Annotated in this window: 18 protein-coding genes and 2 pseudogenes; 17 read left to right on the top strand and 3 right to left on the bottom strand. The window is 38.9% G+C overall.

Going from position 1 to position 22,030, the window contains the following annotated elements:
• The 13 genes and pseudogenes from QMA12_RS18195 to QMA12_RS18135 all read left to right on the top strand — a co-directional run.
• A partial coding sequence (locus QMA12_RS18195) for a hypothetical protein (RefSeq protein WP_290295293.1) occupies positions 1-2,645 on the top strand: 2,645 nt, incomplete at its 5' end.
• Positions 2,638-3,705, top strand: a complete 1,068-nt coding sequence (locus QMA12_RS18190; RefSeq protein ID WP_290211465.1) for a hypothetical protein — start codon at positions 2,638-2,640, stop codon at positions 3,703-3,705. The genes QMA12_RS18195 and QMA12_RS18190, both read left to right, overlap by 8 nt.
• A gap of 372 nt (positions 3,706-4,077) precedes the next feature.
• Entirely contained in the window at positions 4,078-4,230 is a 153-nt protein-coding gene (locus QMA12_RS18185) for a hypothetical protein (RefSeq protein ID WP_290211463.1), read from the top strand.
• A 4-nt stretch (positions 4,231-4,234) separates the two neighbouring features.
• Positions 4,235-5,158: a hypothetical protein gene (locus QMA12_RS18180; RefSeq protein ID WP_290211462.1), complete on the top strand. Its 924-nt coding sequence runs from the start codon at positions 4,235-4,237 to the stop codon at positions 5,156-5,158.
• Positions 5,159-5,268: 110 nt separating this feature from the next.
• Positions 5,269-6,105: pseudogene (locus QMA12_RS18175) on the top strand (DUF4150 domain-containing protein); the annotation flags it as partial.
• 184 nt (positions 6,106-6,289) lie between these two features.
• Positions 6,290-9,325 carry a hypothetical protein gene (locus tag QMA12_RS18170; protein WP_290295291.1) on the top strand — a complete coding sequence of 1,012 codons (3,036 nt, stop codon included), beginning with the start codon at positions 6,290-6,292 and terminating at the stop codon, positions 9,323-9,325.
• Complete coding sequence (locus QMA12_RS18165) at positions 9,318-10,385, top strand: hypothetical protein (RefSeq protein ID WP_290211000.1); 1,068 nt, start codon at positions 9,318-9,320, stop codon at positions 10,383-10,385. The genes QMA12_RS18170 and QMA12_RS18165 overlap by 8 nt, the downstream gene beginning before the upstream one ends.
• A 147-nt stretch (positions 10,386-10,532) precedes the next feature.
• Positions 10,533-11,508, top strand: a pseudogene (locus QMA12_RS18160) (DUF4150 domain-containing protein); the annotation flags it as partial.
• Between the two features lies 1 nt (position 11,509).
• On the top strand, positions 11,510-12,103 hold the full coding sequence (locus tag QMA12_RS18155) for a hypothetical protein (RefSeq protein ID WP_290210999.1): 594 nt from the start codon (positions 11,510-11,512) through the stop codon (positions 12,101-12,103).
• Between the two features lie 42 nt (positions 12,104-12,145).
• The gene (locus QMA12_RS18150) at positions 12,146-13,120 is read left to right on the top strand and encodes a transposase (protein ID WP_290210998.1); all 975 of its coding nucleotides are present in this window, start codon (positions 12,146-12,148) and stop codon (positions 13,118-13,120) included.
• A 357-nt stretch (positions 13,121-13,477) separates the two neighbouring features.
• Positions 13,478-14,047 carry a hypothetical protein gene (locus QMA12_RS18145; RefSeq protein WP_290210997.1) on the top strand — a complete coding sequence of 190 codons (570 nt, stop codon included), beginning with the start codon at positions 13,478-13,480 and terminating at the stop codon, positions 14,045-14,047.
• On the top strand, positions 14,040-14,336 hold the full coding sequence (locus QMA12_RS18140) for a hypothetical protein (RefSeq protein ID WP_290210996.1): 297 nt from the start codon (positions 14,040-14,042) through the stop codon (positions 14,334-14,336). The genes QMA12_RS18145 and QMA12_RS18140 overlap by 8 nt, the downstream gene beginning before the upstream one ends.
• A gap of 410 nt (positions 14,337-14,746) precedes the next feature.
• The gene (locus tag QMA12_RS18135; protein WP_290210995.1) at positions 14,747-15,100 is read left to right on the top strand and encodes a hypothetical protein; all 354 of its coding nucleotides are present in this window, start codon (positions 14,747-14,749) and stop codon (positions 15,098-15,100) included.
• Positions 15,101-15,180: 80 nt separating this feature from the next.
• Here QMA12_RS18135 and QMA12_RS18130 read toward each other — a convergent pair whose 3' ends face one another.
• Positions 15,181-17,034: a S8 family serine peptidase gene (locus QMA12_RS18130; protein WP_290210994.1), complete on the bottom strand. Its 1,854-nt coding sequence runs from the start codon at positions 17,032-17,034 to the stop codon at positions 15,181-15,183.
• Between the two features lie 240 nt (positions 17,035-17,274).
• The gene (gene soxR, locus QMA12_RS18125; RefSeq protein WP_290210993.1) at positions 17,275-17,736 is read right to left on the bottom strand and encodes a redox-sensitive transcriptional activator SoxR; all 462 of its coding nucleotides are present in this window, start codon (positions 17,734-17,736) and stop codon (positions 17,275-17,277) included.
• 101 nt (positions 17,737-17,837) lie between these two features.
• Here soxR and QMA12_RS18120 point away from each other — a divergent pair, with 101 nt between their 5' ends.
• From QMA12_RS18120 to QMA12_RS18105, 4 genes are all read left to right on the top strand, one after another.
• Positions 17,838-18,302, top strand: coding sequence for an NAD(P)H-dependent oxidoreductase (locus QMA12_RS18120; protein ID WP_087533183.1), 465 nt, complete (start codon positions 17,838-17,840; stop codon positions 18,300-18,302).
• Between the two features lie 53 nt (positions 18,303-18,355).
• On the top strand, positions 18,356-18,880 hold the full coding sequence (locus tag QMA12_RS18115) for a DsrE family protein (protein ID WP_087533184.1): 525 nt from the start codon (positions 18,356-18,358) through the stop codon (positions 18,878-18,880).
• Between the two features lie 2 nt (positions 18,881-18,882).
• Positions 18,883-19,482 carry a GDSL-type esterase/lipase family protein gene (locus QMA12_RS18110; protein WP_290210992.1) on the top strand — a complete coding sequence of 200 codons (600 nt, stop codon included), beginning with the start codon at positions 18,883-18,885 and terminating at the stop codon, positions 19,480-19,482.
• Positions 19,483-19,594: 112 nt separating this feature from the next.
• A complete protein-coding gene (locus QMA12_RS18105; protein ID WP_176372550.1) occupies positions 19,595-19,744 on the top strand; it encodes a hypothetical protein in 150 nt (49 codons plus the stop codon).
• Here the strand turns inward: QMA12_RS18105 and QMA12_RS18100 are convergent.
• A complete protein-coding gene (locus QMA12_RS18100; protein WP_290210991.1) occupies positions 19,721-21,988 on the bottom strand; it encodes a TonB-dependent receptor in 2,268 nt (755 codons plus the stop codon). The genes QMA12_RS18105 and QMA12_RS18100 overlap by 24 nt on opposite strands.
• Between the last annotated feature and the right edge of the window lie 42 nt (positions 21,989-22,030).

Here is a 22,030-nt window from a genome sequence, read left to right as displayed (position 1 = left end):
GTGAACCAGGTTCACTTAGTGATCCCACGGTACACGTTGCTTTTTCCATCGTCCAATGGTCATGGCAGTATATTGTAAGCCTCGGCGGACTGTACAAAGATGATCCAAGACAAAAAAGTGCTAACGCTACTGCACCTACACATGTTGAAGACCAAGGATTAGCTGATTCATTACGCAACGCTCGCTGTCAACAAATTGATTTAGCAGTAGCAGAGCGTGAAGGCCAAATTACAATTCATGATCCAGGTGGCATAGCGCTTTCTCTGTTAAATAAGTGTCAGATGATTTTTTTACAGTTACAGCTTGAAAATAAAAAGCTAACAGATAAAAAGCACTATGATTCAGGTGTTCTTGCATATCAAGCAATGCTAAATGATGATTTACATGAAAAAGTGATGCGCGATCATTATATATTCCCGCATCGAACTTCGATGACGCCTATAAAAACTAAAAAAGAGGGATATTCAGACTTAAGTTCTGGTGCAAAATTTTTACGTAGTGGAGCAAAACATCTAGATAAAGATTATTTAGAAAGCTACCTTTCAAGTGACAAGTTAGAAAAGCTCCTAAAAGAGTTGCCTATTGCACAAAAAGAGTTTGTTGATTTTTTGCAAGACTTAAATAACGATTCACCTTTAACGTCTAAACAAAGTGATTATATTGGTTTAGCCCCAGTAATGAATGATTGGGTAGCCCTTGAAAATGTAGATTACCTATTTGGCTTTAACTTTATCACTAACGTATTAAATATATTGAGTATTGACGATGTTTCAGCTGGCGTATTTAGACCTTGGAAAGAAAAGTTACCCGCTGAAAACGAGCGTAAAAATAATATAAATAAAGCCACAAGCGCAATAGAAAGCTTTTTAAAAGCAACGTTTGAGCAAGGTAATTGGTTATCTGATTGCTTTATGATCCCAGAAGGGCATTTTGATATAAATCAGCCGGGGAGTGTTGTATTAAACACGTTGCCGGAAGAAAAAAATAACGGCGAAGCTAAATTTAGATTTGAAGAGTTTAAGCTTATACATCAAAAACTCATAGATGAAAAACAAGAGCAAGACAGCTTATTAGCTAATAAAGGTTTAAAAGAGTTTTTTGGTAAAGCTAAAGATGCTGTTGGTTATTTAACTGGTGCGTGGGGACGTGTTGCGAGTCAATATCAAAACGGCGTTTTAAAACCGCATACTGTAAAAATTAGAAACTTGATGGTGTCATATAACAAAGCGCTTGGAATTAGTGACTTTGCAGATATACATGTTAAACAAGCAGGGGCTGTATTAGGCGATAACCCATCAGTAATAGGCATAACCAATTATAAGCGCACGCAAAACAATAGGCAGCAAAGGCGCGCAATGCTGCGTGAAAACGTGAAAAATCCGCCGCCAAATGCAGTAACGATTTATGATAGTAAAAATAATGTAATCGCCTCTGAAGACCCTAAGTCATTTGGCAGCAATAAAGGCTATTTTAATCCAAAAAACTGGACAGATTATCACGATTTAATTGGTAGGTATGATTCGATAGAAGGTGAGCTTGTTGTTGTACCCAAGGCCCATAGGTATGCAAAAGCGTATGATAACCCTGATTTTAAGCTTGGTGCCGTTGATACAGTCAAACTCAAAGGTGTGAGGGTTTTAGAGCACAACTTACCAATGGTGATGTTAGCGTTTGAAATGTTTAATGCTAATGAAATGATTAAGAAGTTTAAGGCTGGAGATAAAGTAGATGGTAAGTTTAAATTAGAAGTAATCAATTTAGTTCTTAATTTGGCTACTTTATCTTTAGAGTTTGTATCATTTCGAGTTGCATCAATAGACAGTTTTTTAAAGTCGAGTGTAAAAGTAATAAACAGGAAAATTTTGGTATCTAGGATTTTTGGAGGTGTAGGAATAATAATTACAGGTGTTTTGGCTGGAATTGATACATATTTATCTATTAGAAAAAATGATTTAGATGCAGCTTTTTTCCACGCACTGAGTGGTGCTGTTGCTATTGCAGGTTTTATTTATTTAGGTGCTGCATTATTTACTACACCATTGGGGTGGGCAATAATCGCAGTCGGCTTGATCATTGCGTTAATTGCTACATTACTCACCGATAACGAGTTAGAAACTTGGACTAAAAATGGCCCCTTTGCAAAAGGCGCAGATGACCGCTGCACTGGCAGTTATAAAAAATGGGAGACTAAACCAAAAGAGTGTTATGCCGCATTAGTAGGCGGATTAATGAAGCCAAGTGTCACGTTAGGTGTAAAAAAACTCACCGATACCCATTGCCAATTGACTATTGATATAGACACACCAAATTTTGCTTTAGGGCAATCAGAGGTATTCGTTCAAGTTTATCAAATTGAAGATGAGGGAGTTTTACATTTTGAGCAGGAATTTCGTCATGATCATAAAAATTGGCAAATAATCCAAAAAGAAAACACTGAATCCCGTACCATCACTGGGTTTAAATATATAATTCCAATATTATCTATGTGGCCGAAACATTTCGAAGTTGATTGGCAGGTAAGAGTTCAGTACCGCTTAGATAAGAATACTACTTTACCTTATGTGGATATTGATGAGCGTAATAACTGGGGTAAAGGTGAGCAACCAGATAAAGCCTGGATAATAAAGGAAATAGAATATGCTTGAGCAGTATGCAGACACCGCATATCGTGGTAAACAAGAAACAAAGTTTAGAAATAAAATTGCGACAGACGAGCGTGACTCTATGTATTGCCGCTATCAAAGTAAGCAAGCGCTATTCCCAAGAGGAAGCGTTTTTGGGCATTGTTATAATAATGATCAAAAGTCAGAGTATAAGTATAATTTAAGTGGTAAAAGTGAAGAGTACCGCTCAATTTTATGTCGAAAGAAACATGGAATTGAATTGGCGTTATCTTCAAATGCTACTAATTATATCGATGTATTAGTTTTTTCGTGGGTCATTTTACATTTTACCTTGTTATTTTTAATTGTTTCTTTTCCGTTTGTGAGTTTTGTTCTTGGAGATTATAAAAATGCCTTTGATTATGTTTTATATATTTTTATAGCGTGGGCTATATCAAAACTGTTTAATGTATTTGTTTGGCCAGTATTTCGCCACAAAATTAAATTAGCTGTTGTTTTTAATCGCCTAACAGGTGGGGTAAGTGTGCCAGATTATAGCTCTAGAAAACTCGATACTTTACCATTTAAAGAGTTTAATGCTCATTATAAGGTGTCGCATAACCCAAAAAGTGGGTTTCCCTATAGAGGATTTACACTCTTACATTTTACTCGAAGTGCCAGATATGAAGTTACATATAATAATGATATATCTTGTGGATTTATTCATTGGGAACTGCTACAAAACTTTATGGATGTAACCCAACCCTTAGCAGATATCCCTCAATTTGAATATTATCGAGAATTCGATAAAACCACCGCTGAATTTGATAAAGCCAATGGTCGCCCTAAGTACTTTTGGTATCGCGTTGATAAGTCATTTTTAACAGAAATGTCTAAAGCGGATAACGAGCTTAGAAAAGAATTTAATGATGAAGAGCAGCTTGATAACTTATTGATGGGTAAACCCATTAAAAAGCTAACACCACCGAATATATTTAAATTCCCATGGAAATATGCAGATAATATAAAAGCTGAAAGCGAGATCAAGTTCGGTAAAACACTATGGCAAAAATTCACTTCATTTTTGATGATTGATTTGTAAGCTGTGGAAGTCAATATAAAAAACTTCAGCTTTCTATTTTCCATAAAAACACAGAATATCAAATCGGTTAACTGATCGTAGCTCTTTCACAATCAGAAAAGGAATTCAAACCTAGGTGGCACAAGTGTTGCCTAGGTTTATCGTCACGTTGGTGGCTCTGTCACATGGCGACATAATAAACAGTCATTTAAATTTGCGTAGGCGCGGCTTTACGCCGCGCAAATTAAAAAATAAAAACGACATTCAGCCTGAATAGTTAAGATGGTCATCTTAAGTTTCTATAACTGCGCCGCCATATTTAAAGCGCTCAACACAACCAGAATCACGTTTAGACTGCGAGTGAAAACGTATCCTAAGGGCAAAGGGGCGTCAGTGAGCACTGCCTTTGAGGATAATAAATTTATATTACCAGTATCAAAACGCGATGAAGACGGCGAGCTTGAAAAACCAAATAAATGGCTCACAACCGAAGTGAATTTATCACTATGGAATTATGCGCTAAAAGAAGAATTAGGACTTGAATAACATTATGATAAACACCGAGCAAGTATCAGAATTACGCCCCCCTAAAAAACCAACTGACATGGGAAAATACTACCGAAAAGTGGAAGTCGATTATGACAACTTGTTAGGAGTAAACGATATATATTCAACTGATGGTCGTTATTACGGCGTATTATTAATATCAAGTATGAGGGATATCTTCCAAACTGCTACCGTTTTTACGGCATTAGTTTTTTTTGGTGTTTCAATTTTTATGCAAATTACGACTTTATTTAAAGCTGCCAGTATGGAGCAGTTTTTAGGTGCACATTTTTTACACCCTTTGTTTATCCTAGGACAAGTTTTGTTATTAATAATTGCTTTTATTTACCACCGTAAAGCAAAAATCCCCAGAGCAACCTCCGTCGTGTTTGACCGAAAAACCGGTAATGTGAACTTCCCTGCGTTTGGTGGTAACCCAGAACTTGTGATCCCATTTGAAGAAGTTGAGATGTATCGAGGCTCGTTAGGCTTTAGCTTGGGAAGAGGCATGCCTGTTACAAGTTTAATCCCTAAAAAATACCCTAAACATGGTAAAAGGGATTGCCAATACATAGTCGCGTTTGCTGATAGTTACGATGGAGCTTGTCAATCGTGGACATTATTAACGGAATTTATGGATAAAAATAAACCAATCCCCTTTGGGCTTCTGCAGTCTGTTCAGGATTACCTCGACAAAGGATATAGCACAGTTTGGAAGGGCAATAAAATTGGCCCCTATATGGATAATTACCCCCTCGATCCCGAGATAAAAAATAATTATAAATATGTTTTTCATACGGATATTAATGGCGAAAAAAAATACCCAATGGATGAGGTTAATTATGTTATCGCGCCCTTTAGTGATGACCCCGTATTGCTAGAGAAAAACACAAAACGTGCCTACGATCTCAATATTTTACTTCTGTGATTTAGGTTATATAAAAACAGGCTTCCTGCCACAGGCCAAACGCTCTTTAACAATTAGAAAAGGAATTCAAACCTAGGTGGCACAAGTGCCGCCTAGGTTTATCGCCACGTTGGCGACACAATAATCCGACATTGCTAGGGCTTAATAATAGTGCCCGCAGTAATGGGGCGCTTGGTAAAGCTAACGGTATCGCTATTTTTGAAGACAAAGCAAATGGTGACGCTGCATTTTTAGCCGAAATAGCCAGACCAAAGTACCGCGAAAAAAACCTTGGAGAAATGGTCAATATTTTTATACCTGATTACATAATCCCGCCACCACAATGGGATAGCCAAAAAAACGAACCCAGACTGCCGTGGAACGAGGCGCAAACTAATATGGATGTAAATAAACCCATTAGTAACGCGCAAGCATTTTTAGATTTAGTATCAACACACATAGGTTGGCAAGCCGGCAATCAAGAGCAACTTATTAAAGATACAGTGTCAGAAGCACCTGAAGTGCAAGCTGTATCAGGTGAAAATGTACTTATAAATGGTCGCACCGCCGTGCACGTAGATAGCGGCGGTAAACTCATGACGATTGATGTGTGCTTAACTCAAATAGGGCCAAGCGTGGTGCCAATTCCTTACCCAAACAAAGCACAATCAAGTGATGTAACCGGCGTTGCCAGCTCAGTGAAAGTAAACGGTAATGGTGCAGCCAATATAAATAGTACTTTTTCACAAAGTTCAGGTGACTCTCCTGGTGATAAAAAAGGCATAGTCAGCGGCACCAATGATGGTGAAGCAGAATTTATAATAGGCTCGTTCAACGTATTAATCGAAGGCAAACCCGCGGTACGCCAAGGGGATTTAATGATCTCTAACTCAAAAAACACCCCACCTGCGCCACTGATGCAATCCGGCGGCCCCGCCCCAAGAGGGTTGAATGTGCAAGTGAGGGATAGTTTGGGTGATGCTGGTACAACGCACGGAGCAAGTGTTTTAGTAAAAGGGGTTGATAGTAACGATGCATCGCTTGGTGCAATAAGAGCGACGCAAGGTGCAAATGAGCAAAAAGTGCCAATTGCGGATAAGCAAAATATCAGTGGTGAAAACGCGTCAATTAATTTTACAGCAGGTGCTTAATATGGGGTTAATTAAATTAGATTCAGAGATAAAGGGTGAATGTGGAAGTTCATATATACCGTTCGGCTATGCTGACTCTCATACTTTAGATAATCCGCCAAGTGATGACAATAAAGCGCAATTTATTTCGGTAAAACCAACCGTTTTTACTGAAGCGTCCCTTGATAAAAACAAAGCTAAACCTGCGCAATTTCAGGTGTTAGGCGAGGACGAGAGACCTGTTAGTAACTTAAACGGTTTTTACTATATATTCGTTAATGGTTATTTATGGCGTGAAATTGCAGCTGTTGACAATGGTTGTTTATCTGAAGTTGATTTGGCAACTGAATTTGGCAAAAACGAGCGTTCATATTCGGGTTTAGTTACCCAAACAATTCTGCTGCCTAAGAAAACAAATGGTTTAAACTGTGAACCAGGTTCACTTAGTGATCCCACGGTACACGTTGCTTTTTCCATCGTCCAATGGTCATGGCAGTATATTGTAAGCCTCGGCGGACTGTACAAAGATGATCCAAGACAAAAAAGTGCTAACGCCACTGCACCTACACATGTTGAAGACCAAGGATTAGCTGATTCATTACGCAACGCTCGCTGTCAACAAATTGATTTAGCAGTAGCAGAGCGTGAAGGCCAAATTACAATACATGATCCGGGTGGCATAGCGCTTTCTCTGTTGAATAAGTGCCAAATGATTTTTTTACAGTTACAGCTTGAGAATAAAAAGCTAACAGATAAAAAACACTATGATTCAGGTGTGCTAGCTTATCAAGCGATGTTAAATGATGAATTACATCAACTGTCTGAAAAAAATCCAATTTATTATCCTTCGAAGTATGCAATGCCAAAGCTTAACCATACAGATAAAAGCTCTGGCGCAAAATTTTTAAGAAGTGGTGCAAAACACTTAGATAAAGATTATTTAGAAAGCTATCTTTCAAGTGATAAGTTAGAGCAGCTCCTTAAAGAGTTGCCTATTGCACAAAAAGAGTTTGTTGATTTTTTGCAAGACTTAAATAACGATTCACCTTTAACGTCTAAACAAAGTGATTATATTGGTTTAGCCCCAGTAATGAATGATTGGGTAGCCCTTGAAAATGTAGATTACCTATTTGGCTTTAACTTTATCACTAACGTATTAAATATATTGAGTATTGACGATGTTTCAGCTGGCGTATTTAGACCTTGGAAAGAAAAGTTACCCGTTGAAAACGAGCGTAAAAATAATATAAATAAAGCCACAAGTGCAATAGAAAGCTTTTTAAAAGCAACGTTTGAACAAGGCAATTGGTTATCTGATTGCTTTATGATCCCAGAAGGGTATTTTGATATAAATCAGCCGGGGAGTGTTGTATTAAACACGTTGCCTGAAGAAAAAAATAACGGCGAAGCTAAATTTAGATTTGAAGAGTTTAAGCGCATTCATGAAAAGTTGATCGAAGAAAAGCAAGAGCAAGACAGCTTATTAGCTAATAAAGGTTTAAAAGAGTTTTTTGGAAAAGCAAAAGATGCGGTAGGGTATTTAACAGGTGCGTGGGGGCGTGTTGCGAGTCAATATCAAAACGGCGTTTTAAAACCGCATACTGTAAAAATTAGAAACTTGATGGTGTCATATAACAAAGCGCTTGGAATTAGTGACTTTGCAGATATACATGTTAAACAAGCAGGGGCTGTATTAGGCGATAACCCATCAGTAATAGGCATAACCAATTATAAGCGCACGCAAAACAATAGGCAGCAAAGGCGCGCAATGCTGCGTGAAAACGTGAAAAATCCGCCGCCAAATGCAGTAACGATTTATGATAGTAAAAATAATGTAATCGCCTCTGAAGACCCTAAGTCATTTGGCAGCAATAAAGGCTATTTTAATCCAAAAAACTGGACAGATTATCACGATTTAATTGGTAGGTATGATTCGATAGAAGGTGAGCTTGTTGTTGTACCCAAGGCCCATAGGTATGCAAAAGCGTATGATAACCCTGACTTTAAGCTAGGTGCCGTTGATAACGTTAAACTCAAAGGTGTGAGAGTTCTAGAGCACAACTTACCAATGGTGATGTTAGCGTTTGAAATGTTTAATGCTAATGAGATGATTAAAAAGTTTAAGGCTGGAGAGAAGCTTGATATCAAGTATGGTTTAGACGTAATAAATGTAGTATTCAGCTTATCAACACTGACTTTAGAGGTAGCAGCATTAAGAGTGTTAACTCTTTCCAGATTAATGAAGCGTTCAGTGGTTCTTTTTGGTGTATCTACTACATTTGCAAGGGTTTTAGGATGGGCTGGGATTCTAATAACGGCTGCTCTATCGTTTATAGACAGCTTTAAAGCAGCAAATAAAAATGATACGGATGCTGCATTTTTTCACGCTTTGAGTGGTGCAGTCGCCATAGCTGGCTTTATTTATTTAGGAACAGCATTATTCACAACGCCTTTAGGCTGGGCAATTATTGTCATCGGTTTACTTATAGCGATAATTGCTACTTTGGTAACGGATAACGAATTAGAAACTTGGTCTAAAAATGGCCCCTTTGCAAAAGGCGCAGATGATCGCTGCACTGGCAGTTATAAAAAATGGCACACTCAACCAAAAGAGTGTTATGCCGCATTAGTAGGCACATTGATGAACCCAAGTGTCACGTTAGGTGTAAAAAAACTCACCGATACCCATTGCCAATTGACTATTGATATAGACACACCAAATTTTGCATTAGGGCAATCAGAGGTATTCGTTCAAGTTTATCAAATTGAGGACGAGGGGCTTTTACACTTTGAGCAGGAATTCCGCTACGATCATAAAAATTGGCAAATAATCCAAAAAGAAAACACTGAATCAGGGGCTATCACTGGGTTTAAATATACTATTCCAATATTATCAATGTGGCCACAACACTTTGAAGTCGATTGGCAAGTAAAAGTACAATATCGCTTAGATAAAAATGTTACTTTGCCTTACGTTGATATAGATGATCGCAATGATTGGGAAGATGGAGAAATACCAGACAAAGCATGGATAATAAAGGAAATAGAATATGCTTGAGCAGTATGCTGAAACTGCTTACAAGGGTAAGCAAGATGCAAAGTTTAGAAATGAAATAGCGACTGACGAGCGAGAGACTATGTATTGCCGCTATCAAAGTAAGCAAGCAATATACCCAAGAGGTAAAGTGTTTGGACATTGCTTTGACAGTTCTCAAAACTCCGATTATAAGTATAATTTATCAGGGAAAGCTCAACATTATAGAAATATTCTTGGTAGTGATCCGCATGTCCTAAGTTTATCTAGTTTAGGGAGAAAGGTTACTGACGTACTATTACTTTCTTGGGGGGTTGCTCACTTAGTTAATTTACTCTTTTTATTTACAATTCCGCTATTTTTATTCTTATTTGCTGATACAGAAGAAGCGACTAGAGCATTATTTTTATTTTTATTAGCTTGGGGGGTATCAAAGCTTTTCAATTTAACAGTGTGGAAACTAGTAAGAAAAAAAGTTACGCATACGCGTGTAAATTTCGAGCGGAAAACAGGACTTGTTTGGTCAACCTACAAAGGCAGTAATGGGCAAAAAATTAAGTTACCTTTTGAACAGTTCAATGCTCACTATAAAGTTCAAAACAATCCGCAAAGTGGCTTTCCTTTAAGGGGGGTTACATTATTGCATTTTAAAAAAGATGTTTTTTATGCTTGGACAGGTGCTAACTTAATTAGTTCTGCTTTTGTACATTGGGAATTATTACAAAACTTTATGGATGTCACCCAACCCTTAGCAGATATCCCGCAATTTGAATATTATCGAGAGTTTGATAAAACCACCGCTGAATTTGATAAAGCCAATGGTCGACCTAAGTACTTTTGGTATCGAGTAGATAAGTCATTTTTAAAAGAAATAACTAAAGCGGATGATGAGCTTTTAAAAGAGTTTAATGATGAAGAGCAGCTTGATAACCTTTTGATGGGTAAACCTATTAAAAAGTTAACACCACCAGATATTTTTAAGTTCCCGTGGAAATATGTAGATAACATTAAGCCTGAAAGTGAGATCAAGTTTGGGAAAACCTTGTGGCAAAAGTTCACTTCGTTTTTGATGGTTGACTTGTAAACTGTGGAAGTCAATATAAAAAACTTTAGCTTTCTATTTTCCATAAACACAAAGTTTCAAATTGGTTAACTAACTGTCGCTCTTTAACAATCAGAAAAGGAATTCAAACCTAGGTGGCAAAAGTGCCGCCTAGGTTTATCGCCACGTTGGCGTCACAATAACCCTACTTTAATTGGGCTAAAATAACAGTGCTCGCAGTAATGGTGCATTAGGTAAAGCTAACGGTATCGCTATTTTTGAAGACAAAGCAAATGGTGACGCCGCCTTTTTAGCTGAGATTGCCAGACCAAAATACCGCGAGAAAACCCTCAGTGAAATGGTAAACACCTTTATATCGGATTACATCATTCCACCACAATGGGATAGCCAAAAAAACGAACCTATTTTACCGTGGACCGAGGCGCAAACTAATATGGATGTAAATAAACCCATAAGCAACGCGCAAGCATTCTTAGATTTGGTATCGAGTCACATTGGCTGGGAAGCTGGCAACCAAGAGCAACTCACTAAAGACACTCAATCACAAGCACCCCAAGTACAAGCAGTATCAGGGCAAAATGTGCTTATAAATGGCCGCACTGCCGTGCACGCAGATAGCGGCGGTAAACTCATGACGGTAGATGTGTGCTTAACTCAAATAGGGCCAAGCGTGGTGCCAATTCCTTACCCAAACAAAGCACAATCAAGTGATGTAACCGGCGTTGCCAGCTCAGTGAAAGTAAACGGCAATGGCGCAGCTAATATAAATAGTACTTTTTCACAAAGCTCAGGGGACTCCCCTGGTGATAAAAAAGGCATAGTCAGCGGCACCAATGATGGCGAAGCAGAATTTATAATAGGCTCGTTCAACGTATTAATCGAAGGCAAACCCGCGGTACGCCAAGGGGATTTAATGATTTCAAACTCAAAAAACACTCCGCCTATGCCGCTAGCGCAATCAGGTGGCCCCGCCCCAAGAGGATTGAGCGTGCAAGTAAGGGATTTAGATACTCACAGCGAAGACGCAGCAGAGGCCGTTTTTAACGTGAATGCACCGTCAAGTTCAGAGTTATTAGGGCAAGGTCATTTAGAAGTCTCGCAAGGCGAGCAAAAATCATCTCGCATGTTGAATCAAGGAGAGTAATGTGACGGTACAATATGTTCATAAGCCTAAAATTGCAGATGATAGCCAGCAGTGTGCGCTTGATTTAAAAATGCCAACTCTAGGCGGTGAAACCTGTGTGATCCCGTATGGTCAAGCTGCGACACAAAAGCAGTCTCAACCTAAACAGGTCGTAGAGTTGCCAGATTTAGTGGCTGTCGACTTACTGGTGTTTAAGGACCCAAGCCTTGATAAAAGCAAAGCAGGTAAAGCTGAGTTTATTCCAATGTTTAAAGGAAAAGATAAACTGGGAGAAGGCGAGGCTATTGGTTATTTTTATATATTCATAAATGGTTTTTTGTGGCGTGAAGTGGCAGCCCTACCACAAGGAGCATTAAGTGAAGTTGACTTAAGACTACAGCATGACAAAAACTTTCGCTCGTTTAATACAGCCGATTCATTTGAACTGGTCATTCCAACAAGGGCAATAGGTTTATTATCTACAAGTACCAGTGCCGATGTGCCTGATTTGCAAATTGCATTTTCAAGGGTGCAATGGTCATGGGATTACATAAATAAAATGGGCGGCAAAACTAAACAAGACACCCATCCTAATTTTTGCAGTTTGGCAAACTAAGTACTAGACTTTTTTCAGTGCAAAAAACAAGCAGGGTGTCTTATGGCAATTGCAAGAAAGCGTCAAGTAAGTTTGGTTGATACGAAATATTATCATTGTGTTTCACGGTGTGTTCGACGTGCCTTTCTGTGTGGCGAAGACCACTTTACGGGTAAGTCTTACGAACATCGACGAGGCTGGGTTGAAGATAAGCTACTTGAATTAGCGAAGGTATTTTGTATTGATGTATGTGCTTATGCAGTAATGAGTAACCACACCCATATAGTGCTGTATGTAGATGATAAAAAAGCGAATCGATTAAATGACAAAGCGATTGTCATTCGCTGGCATAAACTCTGTAAAGGCACGTTACTTACGCAAAAATACATACAAGGCGGAAAGCTAAGTAAAGCAGAGCTTATCTTTTTTAATCAAACAGTCAAACAATACCGCGAACGTTTATCAAGTATTAGCTGGTTTATGCGCTTATTGAATGAAAATATTGCTCGTAGAGCAAATAAAGAAGATAACTGCACAGGTAGGTTCTGGGAAGGTCGCTTTAAATCTCAAGCACTCCTTGATGAAGCCGCACTTGCGGCCTGTATGGCGTATGTAGATTTAAACCCTATTAGAGCCAAAATGGCAAATACACCAGAAGACTCTGACCATACAAGTGTTCAAAGGCGCTTAACAAGTGCAATAGAAGGTAAGCAACCTAAACAGTTACTTCGCTTTGCAGGTATGTCGCGTCAAATAATGACAAAAGGGTTACCGTTTGAGCTTAAATCGTACCTTGAACTGGTTGAATTAACAGGACGAATAATGCGAGAGGATAAACGCGGGTATATTGATAATATAAACCTTCCTTTGTTAGAAAGGTTAAATATATCCCCAAAAAACTGGCTAAAACTGACTACGCAATTTACACGCGTATTTCACGGTGCTGTTGGTAGGCCATCATCACAAGCAGGCTACTGTGAAAATTTAAATAGAAAACGACGCGCGAATATTAGTAACTGTGGAAAGCTATTAGCATAAACGTTAAATTACTCAGTAGAAAAATTAAAACTGCATCAATGCAGTTATTTTTATGTGTGTAATTTAGGTTTAAAGGTGAAAATGGCTTATTTAGTAGATGAAAAGAAGTAACGCAATCTTAAAGAATAAATTATTAACCTAAAAAACAAATCTAGTGACACAGCTTTGCTTACTAAATTAAAGTGGGTGTCTTGTTTAATGATATTTTCATGGTGTTTAGTTCTGTTGTTTTTGGCGATTCATAAGATCACAAAACACCATGAATGTTCCCTCACATTCCACATTTTTTAATACTATTAGTTCATTGATATATAAAGGCTAATTCTGGGGATACTTTAGGCAATAATCGCAGTCGGCTTGATTATTGCTATATTAGTCACCGATAATGAATTAGAAACATGGTCTAAAAATGGCCCCTTTGCGAAAGATGAAGATGACCGCTGCACTGGTAGCTATAAAAAATGGCACACTCAACCCAAAGAGTGTTATGCCGCATTAGTAGGTACATGGATGAACCCAAGTGTCACGTTAGGTGTAAAAAAACTCACCGATACCCATTGCCAATTGACTATTGATATAGACACGCCAAACTTTGCATTAGGGCAATCAGAGGTATTCGTTCAAGTTTATCAAATTGAGGACGAGGGGCTTTTACACTTTGAGCAGGAATTCCGCTACGATCATAAAAATTGGCAAATAATCCAAAAAGAAAACACTGAATCAGGGGCTATCACTGGGTTTAAATATACTATTCCAATATTATCAATGTGGCCAAAACACTTTGAAGTCGATTGGCAAGTAAAAGTACAATATCGCTTAGATAAACATGTCACTTTGCCTTACGTTGATATAGATGATCGCAATGATTGGGAAGATGGAGAAATACCAGACAAAGCATGGATAATAAAGGAGGTAGAATATGCTTGATCAATATGCTGATATAGCTTATAGAGGTAAGCTATATGCAAAATTTAGAGATGAAATAGCGACTGATGAGCGTGACTCTATGTATTGCCGTTATCAAAGTAAGCAAGCGTTATACCCAAGAGGAAATGTTTTTGGACATTGCTTTGATAGTTTTCAAGATTCAGCTTATAAATATAACTTATCAGGGAAAGCTGAATATTATAGAAAAGTTTTAGGAAATGATGAGCTTATTCTTAATTTGCCTACAAAAGGGAGTAAGATAACGGATTTATTAGTCTTTTTTGGATAATAGCACATTTAGGTATTTTGTTTTTTTTATTTACTCTACCGTTTTTTTTTCACTTTATTTGGTCGTATTGAACTAGCGTTTGAATCTTTTTTATTTGTTTTTATATTTTGGAGCGGATCTAAATTATTTAATCTAACTATTTGGAAAGCTATCCGGAGTAGAGTGTCCTCAGGGGGGGTATTTCATCGTAAAGATGGTTCTGTAACCATATCTAATGAACAAAGTAGCAAACAAGATAAATTGCTTTTTGAAGAGTTTAATGCTGACTATTGTGTGGAAAATAATCCTGGAAGCGGCTTTCCTTACAGAGGCATTACTTCATTACATTATCAGGGAAATTTTTTTATGATAGGACTGGAGCAAACTTAATAAGCAGTGGGTTTATTCATTGGGAATTATTACAAAACTTCATGGATGTTACTCAGCCATTAGCAGATATCCCACAATTTGAATATTATCGAGAGTTTGATAAAACCACTGCTGAATTTGATAAAGCCAATGGTCGCCTTAAGTACTTTTGGTATCGCGTTGATAAGTCTTTTTTAAAAAAAATGTCTAAAGCGGATGACGAGCTTAGAAAAGAATTTAATGATGAAGAGCAGCTCGATAATCTTTTAATGGGTAAACCAATCAAAAAACTTAATCCACCTGAAATATTCAAGCTCCCTTGGAAATACGCAGAGAATATAAAACCTGAAAGTGAAATCAAATTTGGCAAAACGTTGTGGCAAAAATTTATTTCATTTTTGATGGTTGACTTGTAATCTTACAGTAAATATAAATTTTAAAGGCCTATAAAATAGGCCTTAATTGGTTTGTAGTTAATGTAAGTTATTATATGAAGTTAGTAGGTTGCTACAATGCTGACGCCTGAGAATGCGCTGTATCCTCGAAGCATAATGTAGTATTTACCACCTTGTCCCGCATTCAAGCTACAGGTTTCATTGTTACCACTTAAATAAGGGCGGCAGTCATAGCTATTTGTTGTGGGTTGAGCGCCTTTACGGACATATAAGTCAGCATCACCATAGCCTCCAGACATACTTACGTTTAATGTGGCATTAGCTGGTACATCAATGGTATAGACGAGTTCTTGGTTTTGCGAGCCAGCAAGGCCATTTGCAGGTACGCCATTGGTTAAACAATTATTGCCACAAGATGACCCGCCATTAAAGGACCCTGTTAAGTTCACACCACTGTATTGACTGTAGCCATTGAGCATAACCCACCAATCACCTGCTTGTGGATTGCTGAAAGTACAATTTTCTGTGTTGCCATTTTTATAAGGTCGGCAGCTATAACTGCTTGTTGAAGGCTTTTGCCCTGCTTGTACATATAAATCAACATCACCGGAGCCACCATTAGTATCAAAGGTGAGAGAATTGCTGCCAGTAGGTACAACCAATTTATAAAAGGTGTTCGATCCTTGTGCCCCTGAGACGTTCACTGTTTGCCCATTACTTAATTCATTTTCAATGGGTGGCTCAATAACACCGCCGTCTAATGTATATAGCAATTCATTTGGAGAGCCCGCTTTTGCATCAGATACTGTGTTTTTAGTGCTTCGTTGACTTAGCATTGTTTCTAGTTGTGAAGGGCTTAGGCTGGGGGTTTCATCAAGGTACAATGCCACTGCACCAGCAACATGAGGAGAAGCCATCGATGTGCCGCTTATGGTGTTTGTTGCGGTATTAGAATTATACCATGCCGATTTTATGCTTGAACCAGGTGCGTAGATATCTAAGCAATTACCGTAGTTTGAAAAACTAGAGCGGCTATCATTACTGGCTGTAGAGCCGACTGTTATTGCATTTGCGGCTCGTGCAGGCGAATAATTACATGCATTACTATTGTCGTTCCCGGCGGCTACAACAAAGCTAATCCCTGCTGCAACAGCATTATTTACGGCGTCGTCAGTTGCTTGTGATGCCCCGCCACCCAAACTCATATTGGCTACCGAAGGTCCTGATGCATTATTCTTTACCCAGTTAATACCAGCAATTACACCCGAGTTTGACCCTGAACCATTACAGCCAAGTACTCTTACACCGACTATATTTACATTTTTCGCAACCCCGTATGCACTGCCACCAATGGTGCCCGCAACGTGTGTACCATGGCCATTACAATCCGTCGCATCTGAGTCATTATCAACAAAGTCATAACCATGTGTAGCGCGATTACCGAATTCATTGTGGCTTACACGCACACCAGTATCAATAACATAGGCAGTAACACCGGAGCCATCATAATCATAATAATAATTAGAGTCTAAAGGGAGTGATTGTTGATCAATACGATCAAGGCCCCATATCGCATTTGGCTGATTTGCATTTGTTTGCGCCAAAGGGTTAACTGACATCATTTGATCTTGTTCAATGTATTCTATATTTGGGTTATTTAGCATTTGCTGTATTTTTTGTGCTGATGCATTGACGACAACACCGTTTAGAACACCACCGAACTCTTGGGCAATATCAACATCATAGATATTGCTTAAACTTGCAGATTGGGAACTAGCAAAATCTGCAATCGCATCACTATTTTGAATATTTAACACTGAAGGAGTTTTAAACACAACAATATATTTACCTTCAATGGCTCGGTTTGTGTCGACAGACATTAGCTCAGCAGCGTGAGTGTGGCCGGCAGATAAACCGATTAGTACAGCAAAACTTAGAGAACTTAATTTACGCATTACTTAATCCTTTTTGGATGGTTATTGTTTGAAACGCACTCAAAAAGATAGTATAAAAAAGGAACAAGTAAAGCTTCGGTTAACAATTATTTAACCTTGCTGTAAAGTTTTGTAAACACATGTTTTTATTTTAGGGTTTTATGTAATCTTTTTAACTAGGTAGCAGCTGTTTGATTTTTACTACATTTAAGGTGTAAATATTCATTAAGGGCAAAATTTAGGGGTAGGTGGGGTGAGTATTTAATTTTTATTTAAAAGTACTGCACCACTTTGTTCTTCACCTAAGTAATCGTCTTTATTATAAATTGGGCACTTGTCCATTGATAAGCAGCCGCAACCGATACAGCCATCAACTCGCTCACGTAGGCGTTGCATAAAGGCAATACGTTCGTCTAGTTGGCTTTGCCATTGCTTAGATAGTGCTGACCAGTCTTTTTTGGTCGGCGTGCGTTCATCGGGTAGTGTGGCGAGGGTTTGTTTTATTTCCTCTAACGTTATGCCCATTGCTTGCGCTGCTTTGATGACCGCCACACGGCGTAACACATCAGGCTTATAACGGCGTTGGTTGCCGTTGTTACGCAAACTGCGGATCAGCCCTTTGGTTTCGTAAAAATGAAGGGCTGAGACTTTTACACCACTGCGCTTGGCGACAAAGCCTACGGTTAAGTTTGCTTCGGTGAGTTTTTTTTGTTGTACGGTCATCGGTATACGTCCTTTTTTCAAAAATATAGTTATTACTTATTGACCTTAACTTAACTTGAGGTTTTAAGCTTTGCTCCATCATAAAAAAAGGAGTGATACAAATGCAAGAGAAATCAACGAATACCACCGCCGTAATTTATTCAAGTGCGCGTAAATCAGGTAACACTAGTACACAAGTCAGCAATTATATAGCTAAGGAAGGCGGGCAAGGCTTTTGTATTGATGACTTTGTTATCTCGCCGTATCGGTATGACAAAAATTACCCTAAAGATGATTTTTACACTCTATTTGAACAGTTGCTGAGCTTTGAGCATTGGGTTATAGCCTCACCTATTTATTGGTATAACACCACCCCACAAATGAAGGCGTTTATGGATAGAATTACTGATTATATGGATGATGAGGCGTTAAAACCTAAGCTAAGAACCTTAAGACAAAAGCAGTTTTCAATTTTGTCTAATGCAGCTTCTCCTTCTGCGCCACATGCATTTATTGATATGTTTAAGCATACATTTAATTATTTAGGGATGACTTTTAAAACGCATTCACATGTTCAGGCTAGTTAATTACTTTAAATAGCGTTAGGGTAGGCTAAACAAAAAGTAAAAAAGGATGATGTATGAAAACGTTACTTACTGGTTTTAGCCTTCTTTTAACTAGCTTTAGTGCTCTAGCGGCAGAGCCTGCACCTGTTATTAAAGACTATGGTTATTTTTATAATGTGCCAAACCATAAATCTGATTTAAGCCAAGCCCAGTTTAAAATAGCGTTTGATGTAGGGGATGGCGCACAAAAGGGCGCGCAAAATAACCATATTAATTCGTTAGCGCGTTTTATAAATATGCATGTTGCTCATGGTGTAAAGCCGGAGAATATTCAGTTGGCTTTAGTAGTGCATGGTGGCGCGAGTGTTGATGTACTTGAAAACAGCTTTTATAAAGCCCGTTTTGATAAAGATAACAAAACCCAATCTTTGATCAAACAGCTACTTGCTAATAACACCCAAGTGTATCTCTGTGGGCAGTCAGCAACGCATATGAAAGTAAAGCCTGAACAATTAATATCTGGAGTGCAAATGGCACTTTCAGCGATGACTGCACACGCTCAGTTACAGCAACAAGGCTATACACTGAATCCGTTTTAAAAATGAATATTCTTTGCTTTGGCGACTCTAATACTTTTGGAGTCTCCCCGCTTGATGGGAAGCGCCTGCCTGCGCATGAACGCTGGCCGGGCATACTAGCAGAGCGACTAGGATCAGAATATCTAGTTATTGAAGCGGGGCAGCCAAATCGCACATTAGTGAATAATCCACCCTTTAGTGGAGATAAATCAGGGGTTAAATATCTTAAGCCTTACCTTGAAGCGCAGCCATTGGATGTTGTTATTATTCAACTTGGCACCAATGATTTAAAAGCACGTTTTGCACTGTCTGCTATCGATATTGGCAAAGCGCTTGAGGAGTTAATTTTAGCCATCAAAGCCTTTTATCACTGTAAAAAAATACCAAAGATAATCATTATAAGCCCGCCCAAGGTTCATGAAGTGGGAAGTTATAAAAGCATTTACGCAGGTGCAGGTAAAAAAGCTGAACAATTATCCATTGAGTTCAAAGCCGCCGGTGATCGTCACACGTGTGAATTTATTGATGCCTTTTCACTTATCGGTGCTTGTGAAAGTGAGGGGGTACATTGGCCTTATAAAGCACATAAGCTGCTTGCAAAGCAGCTACTATCCTTAGTTTAAAGCAGTGTGCGATAAAGTTCTTTATATGATTTGCCAATTTTAACTTTAGCCTCCGTTGTTAGTTCAATATAGTCATGATTAACAGCAGTCACTTTGTTTTTATTGATTAAATATGACTTACTCAAAAGCAACAATCGTATTTGCTAAGTTAATAGCTGAAATAGGTGATGAAGCAATATTAAAAAGCCGCAGTGTATTAACCACCGCGGCTTTGGGTATTGATACAGGTAGATGGGGGTTAGAATTCGTAGCTGACACTTAAGCGTGTGGTACGCGGCATGATGTAACGCCCATTTGGTGCATCAGCGTTACGTGGATCGCCTTCGGTAATACCTTGTTCATCAGTCAGGTTATCAATTGCCACTTGCAACTTTATGCCTTCCATCGGTTCAAGAATAAAACCCAGATCTAACTTTTCATAACCATCAAGTGTGACGGTGTTTTCGTTATTACCAAACCGATCATCAACCGCTGATAGCGTGCCATATAAAGTGGCATACATACCCGACAGCTCAAAGTCATAACTTGGTGTTACACGCATTTGCCATTTTGGTTGACGCTGGCTTTTATTGCCCTGATTAGATGGGCTTTCTGTGATTTCAGTCTCTTGAATGGTCGAGTTTAAGTTTATTGAAAAGCCAGACGCGTGATTGTAGTTATAATCAAGTTCTACACCATAGGCTTCGTTGGTAAGAATCTCCGCGGGGACTCCTGGGCGGCGTACAAAGGTATCGCCTTTTACTTCGTTGGTAAATAAAGTTGCGAAGAAATCAGTACTTTGGGTTATTAGCTTATAGCCAAGTTCGGCTTGGGTCACTTCTTTAATGAGTTTTTCGCCACCTTGGTAAGCACTGTAGTTATCTCTAAAGTCATCAAAGTAAGGCATTTTGTAGCCGCGGTTAACACGGGCAAATACGCCCATATCATCATTTAGAGAGTAATTTAAACCGGTAGTCCATGAGGTTTTGCTTTCATCATATTGCACGGTTTGATTAATAACACCATCAAGCCCTTCGTCTACGCTGTACTCTACATCATGGCTTTCATAACGCAGACCACCATCAAGGGTGAGAGCTTGGCTTAATTTATATTGTGCTGTGCTATAAAAAGCATTAGTGCGTGCATCACCTGATGAATTAATGTCGTAGTTAAAATCACAGCCTTCGGTGCTTTCATTACAACTAATATCATTGAGCATTTCACCACCCGCTCCAAGAACATGATAGGCGGTATTGCCTAAGCTCCACCAGTCGTTGGCTGAAGTGCTGGCTGTGTAATAGCCGACTGCAACAGAGAGGTCTTCAAATTGCTTTGAAAATGCTAAATCATTAGTAAATGAGCTTATTTCTTTGAGCACGACCCAACGACCCAATTGCTGGACAGGAGTATCACTGTCATAAGTTGTGCCTGTAGCCACGCCTGTTGCAGACTGACCATTATCAGCCACTTTACCTAGTGTTGTTGCGGAGCCAGCTGGCACTAAACCCAATGTATTTGCATCGCCTTTGGTGATATTAAAGCGGTTAGAAAAACTCCAGCCATTGTCAAATTCAAGTTTAATACTCCCGCCAGATACATGGCCATTCCAACCGCGGCCATCGCCAATATCAACTTGGTGCACGTCATTATTTGGCCCGGTATAAATGGTCGCTTGGCGATTTAGCGTGCCAAGTTGGGTATATTCAGCATCAATGCCATTAACATTGAGTGGCGTGGGTAAGTACCATGCGCCATGATCGTCTGTTTGGCGAGTGTAGAAATTCATTTCACCATTATCGAGTTCTTTGGTGATATTTATCGTAAACTGACTGCCTTCCTCTGAGGTAAAGCCTGCATCACGAATACCCGGTGAGCTTTTTACATAACCGCCTACCATAAAGTAAAGGTCATCTGATATTTCTCCGCTGATCACTGCATCAACTCGTTGTAAATCGTAATCAGAGGTGGTGTATTTAAATAAGCCTTGGGTATCTTCACTGCCACGCTTTAAACGAAAGTTAGTGGTTAAGCCCGGTTGGCCGTTAGAAACCACAGGGTTTGGACCGCCACGTAATGCTTCCATGGTTTCAATGGTTTCATCGATTCTAAATAACGATGAGTTTTCTAAAAACGATAACGTTGGTGCTGGGTAAATAGGAGAACCTTCAAGGCTGAGGGTTAAAAATGGTGCGTCGCCACCACCTGGAAACCCTCGCACAAACACATTAGCACCGGATTCACCCCCAGAGCTTTCTACCCACACACCGGGAACGGCTTTAAATAAGTCCGCAGTACTTTTTGGTGATAGTTTAATTATTTGCTCAGCATCAATATTGGTTACAGCGTAACTGGCATCAATTTTACGAACGCCCATACCTGCAGGTGTACCAGAAACCACAATGCGTTCAACTTTTTTATCTGTGGTGGTTTGCGCGCTTGTTGCTGGTTGATCTGCAAGCACAGTTTGACTGGACAGCGCTAAAATAATAGCGCAAGCAAGTTTGCTTGGTGTGTGTGTTGTTGTCATGTTGGTATTCCCATTTTTTGTTCGTTATTTAAAAAAACTATA

The sequence above is a fragment of the Pseudoalteromonas sp. APC 3893 genome, assembly GCF_030408095.1.
Taxonomy (GTDB): domain Bacteria; phylum Pseudomonadota; class Gammaproteobacteria; order Enterobacterales; family Alteromonadaceae; genus Pseudoalteromonas.
The sequence above is the reverse complement of the archived record's forward strand: the minus strand, read 5'-3'. Positions and strand labels throughout refer to the sequence as shown.

Coding starts and splice junctions, on each gene's coding strand:
- QMA12_RS18190 (WP_290211465.1), top strand. CDS start 2,638: ATGCTTGAGCAGTATGCAGACACCGCATATCGTGGTAAACAAGAAACA.
- QMA12_RS18180 (WP_290211462.1), top strand. CDS start 4,235: ATGATAAACACCGAGCAAGTATCAGAATTACGCCCCCCTAAAAAACCA.
- QMA12_RS18170 (WP_290295291.1), top strand. CDS start 6,290: ATGGGGTTAATTAAATTAGATTCAGAGATAAAGGGTGAATGTGGAAGT.
- QMA12_RS18165 (WP_290211000.1), top strand. CDS start 9,318: ATGCTTGAGCAGTATGCTGAAACTGCTTACAAGGGTAAGCAAGATGCA.
- QMA12_RS18150 (WP_290210998.1), top strand. CDS start 12,146: ATGGCAATTGCAAGAAAGCGTCAAGTAAGTTTGGTTGATACGAAATAT.
- QMA12_RS18140 (WP_290210996.1), top strand. CDS start 14,040: ATGCTTGATCAATATGCTGATATAGCTTATAGAGGTAAGCTATATGCA.
- QMA12_RS18135 (WP_290210995.1), top strand. CDS start 14,747: ATGGATGTTACTCAGCCATTAGCAGATATCCCACAATTTGAATATTAT.
- QMA12_RS18130 (WP_290210994.1), bottom strand. CDS start 17,034: ATGCGTAAATTAAGTTCTCTAAGTTTTGCTGTACTAATCGGTTTATCT.
- soxR (WP_290210993.1), bottom strand. CDS start 17,736: ATGACCGTACAACAAAAAAAACTCACCGAAGCAAACTTAACCGTAGGC.
- QMA12_RS18120 (WP_087533183.1), top strand. CDS start 17,838: ATGCAAGAGAAATCAACGAATACCACCGCCGTAATTTATTCAAGTGCG.
- QMA12_RS18115 (WP_087533184.1), top strand. CDS start 18,356: ATGAAAACGTTACTTACTGGTTTTAGCCTTCTTTTAACTAGCTTTAGT.
- QMA12_RS18110 (WP_290210992.1), top strand. CDS start 18,883: ATGAATATTCTTTGCTTTGGCGACTCTAATACTTTTGGAGTCTCCCCG.
- QMA12_RS18105 (WP_176372550.1), top strand. CDS start 19,595: ATGACTTACTCAAAAGCAACAATCGTATTTGCTAAGTTAATAGCTGAA.
- QMA12_RS18100 (WP_290210991.1), bottom strand. CDS start 21,988: ATGACAACAACACACACACCAAGCAAACTTGCTTGCGCTATTATTTTA.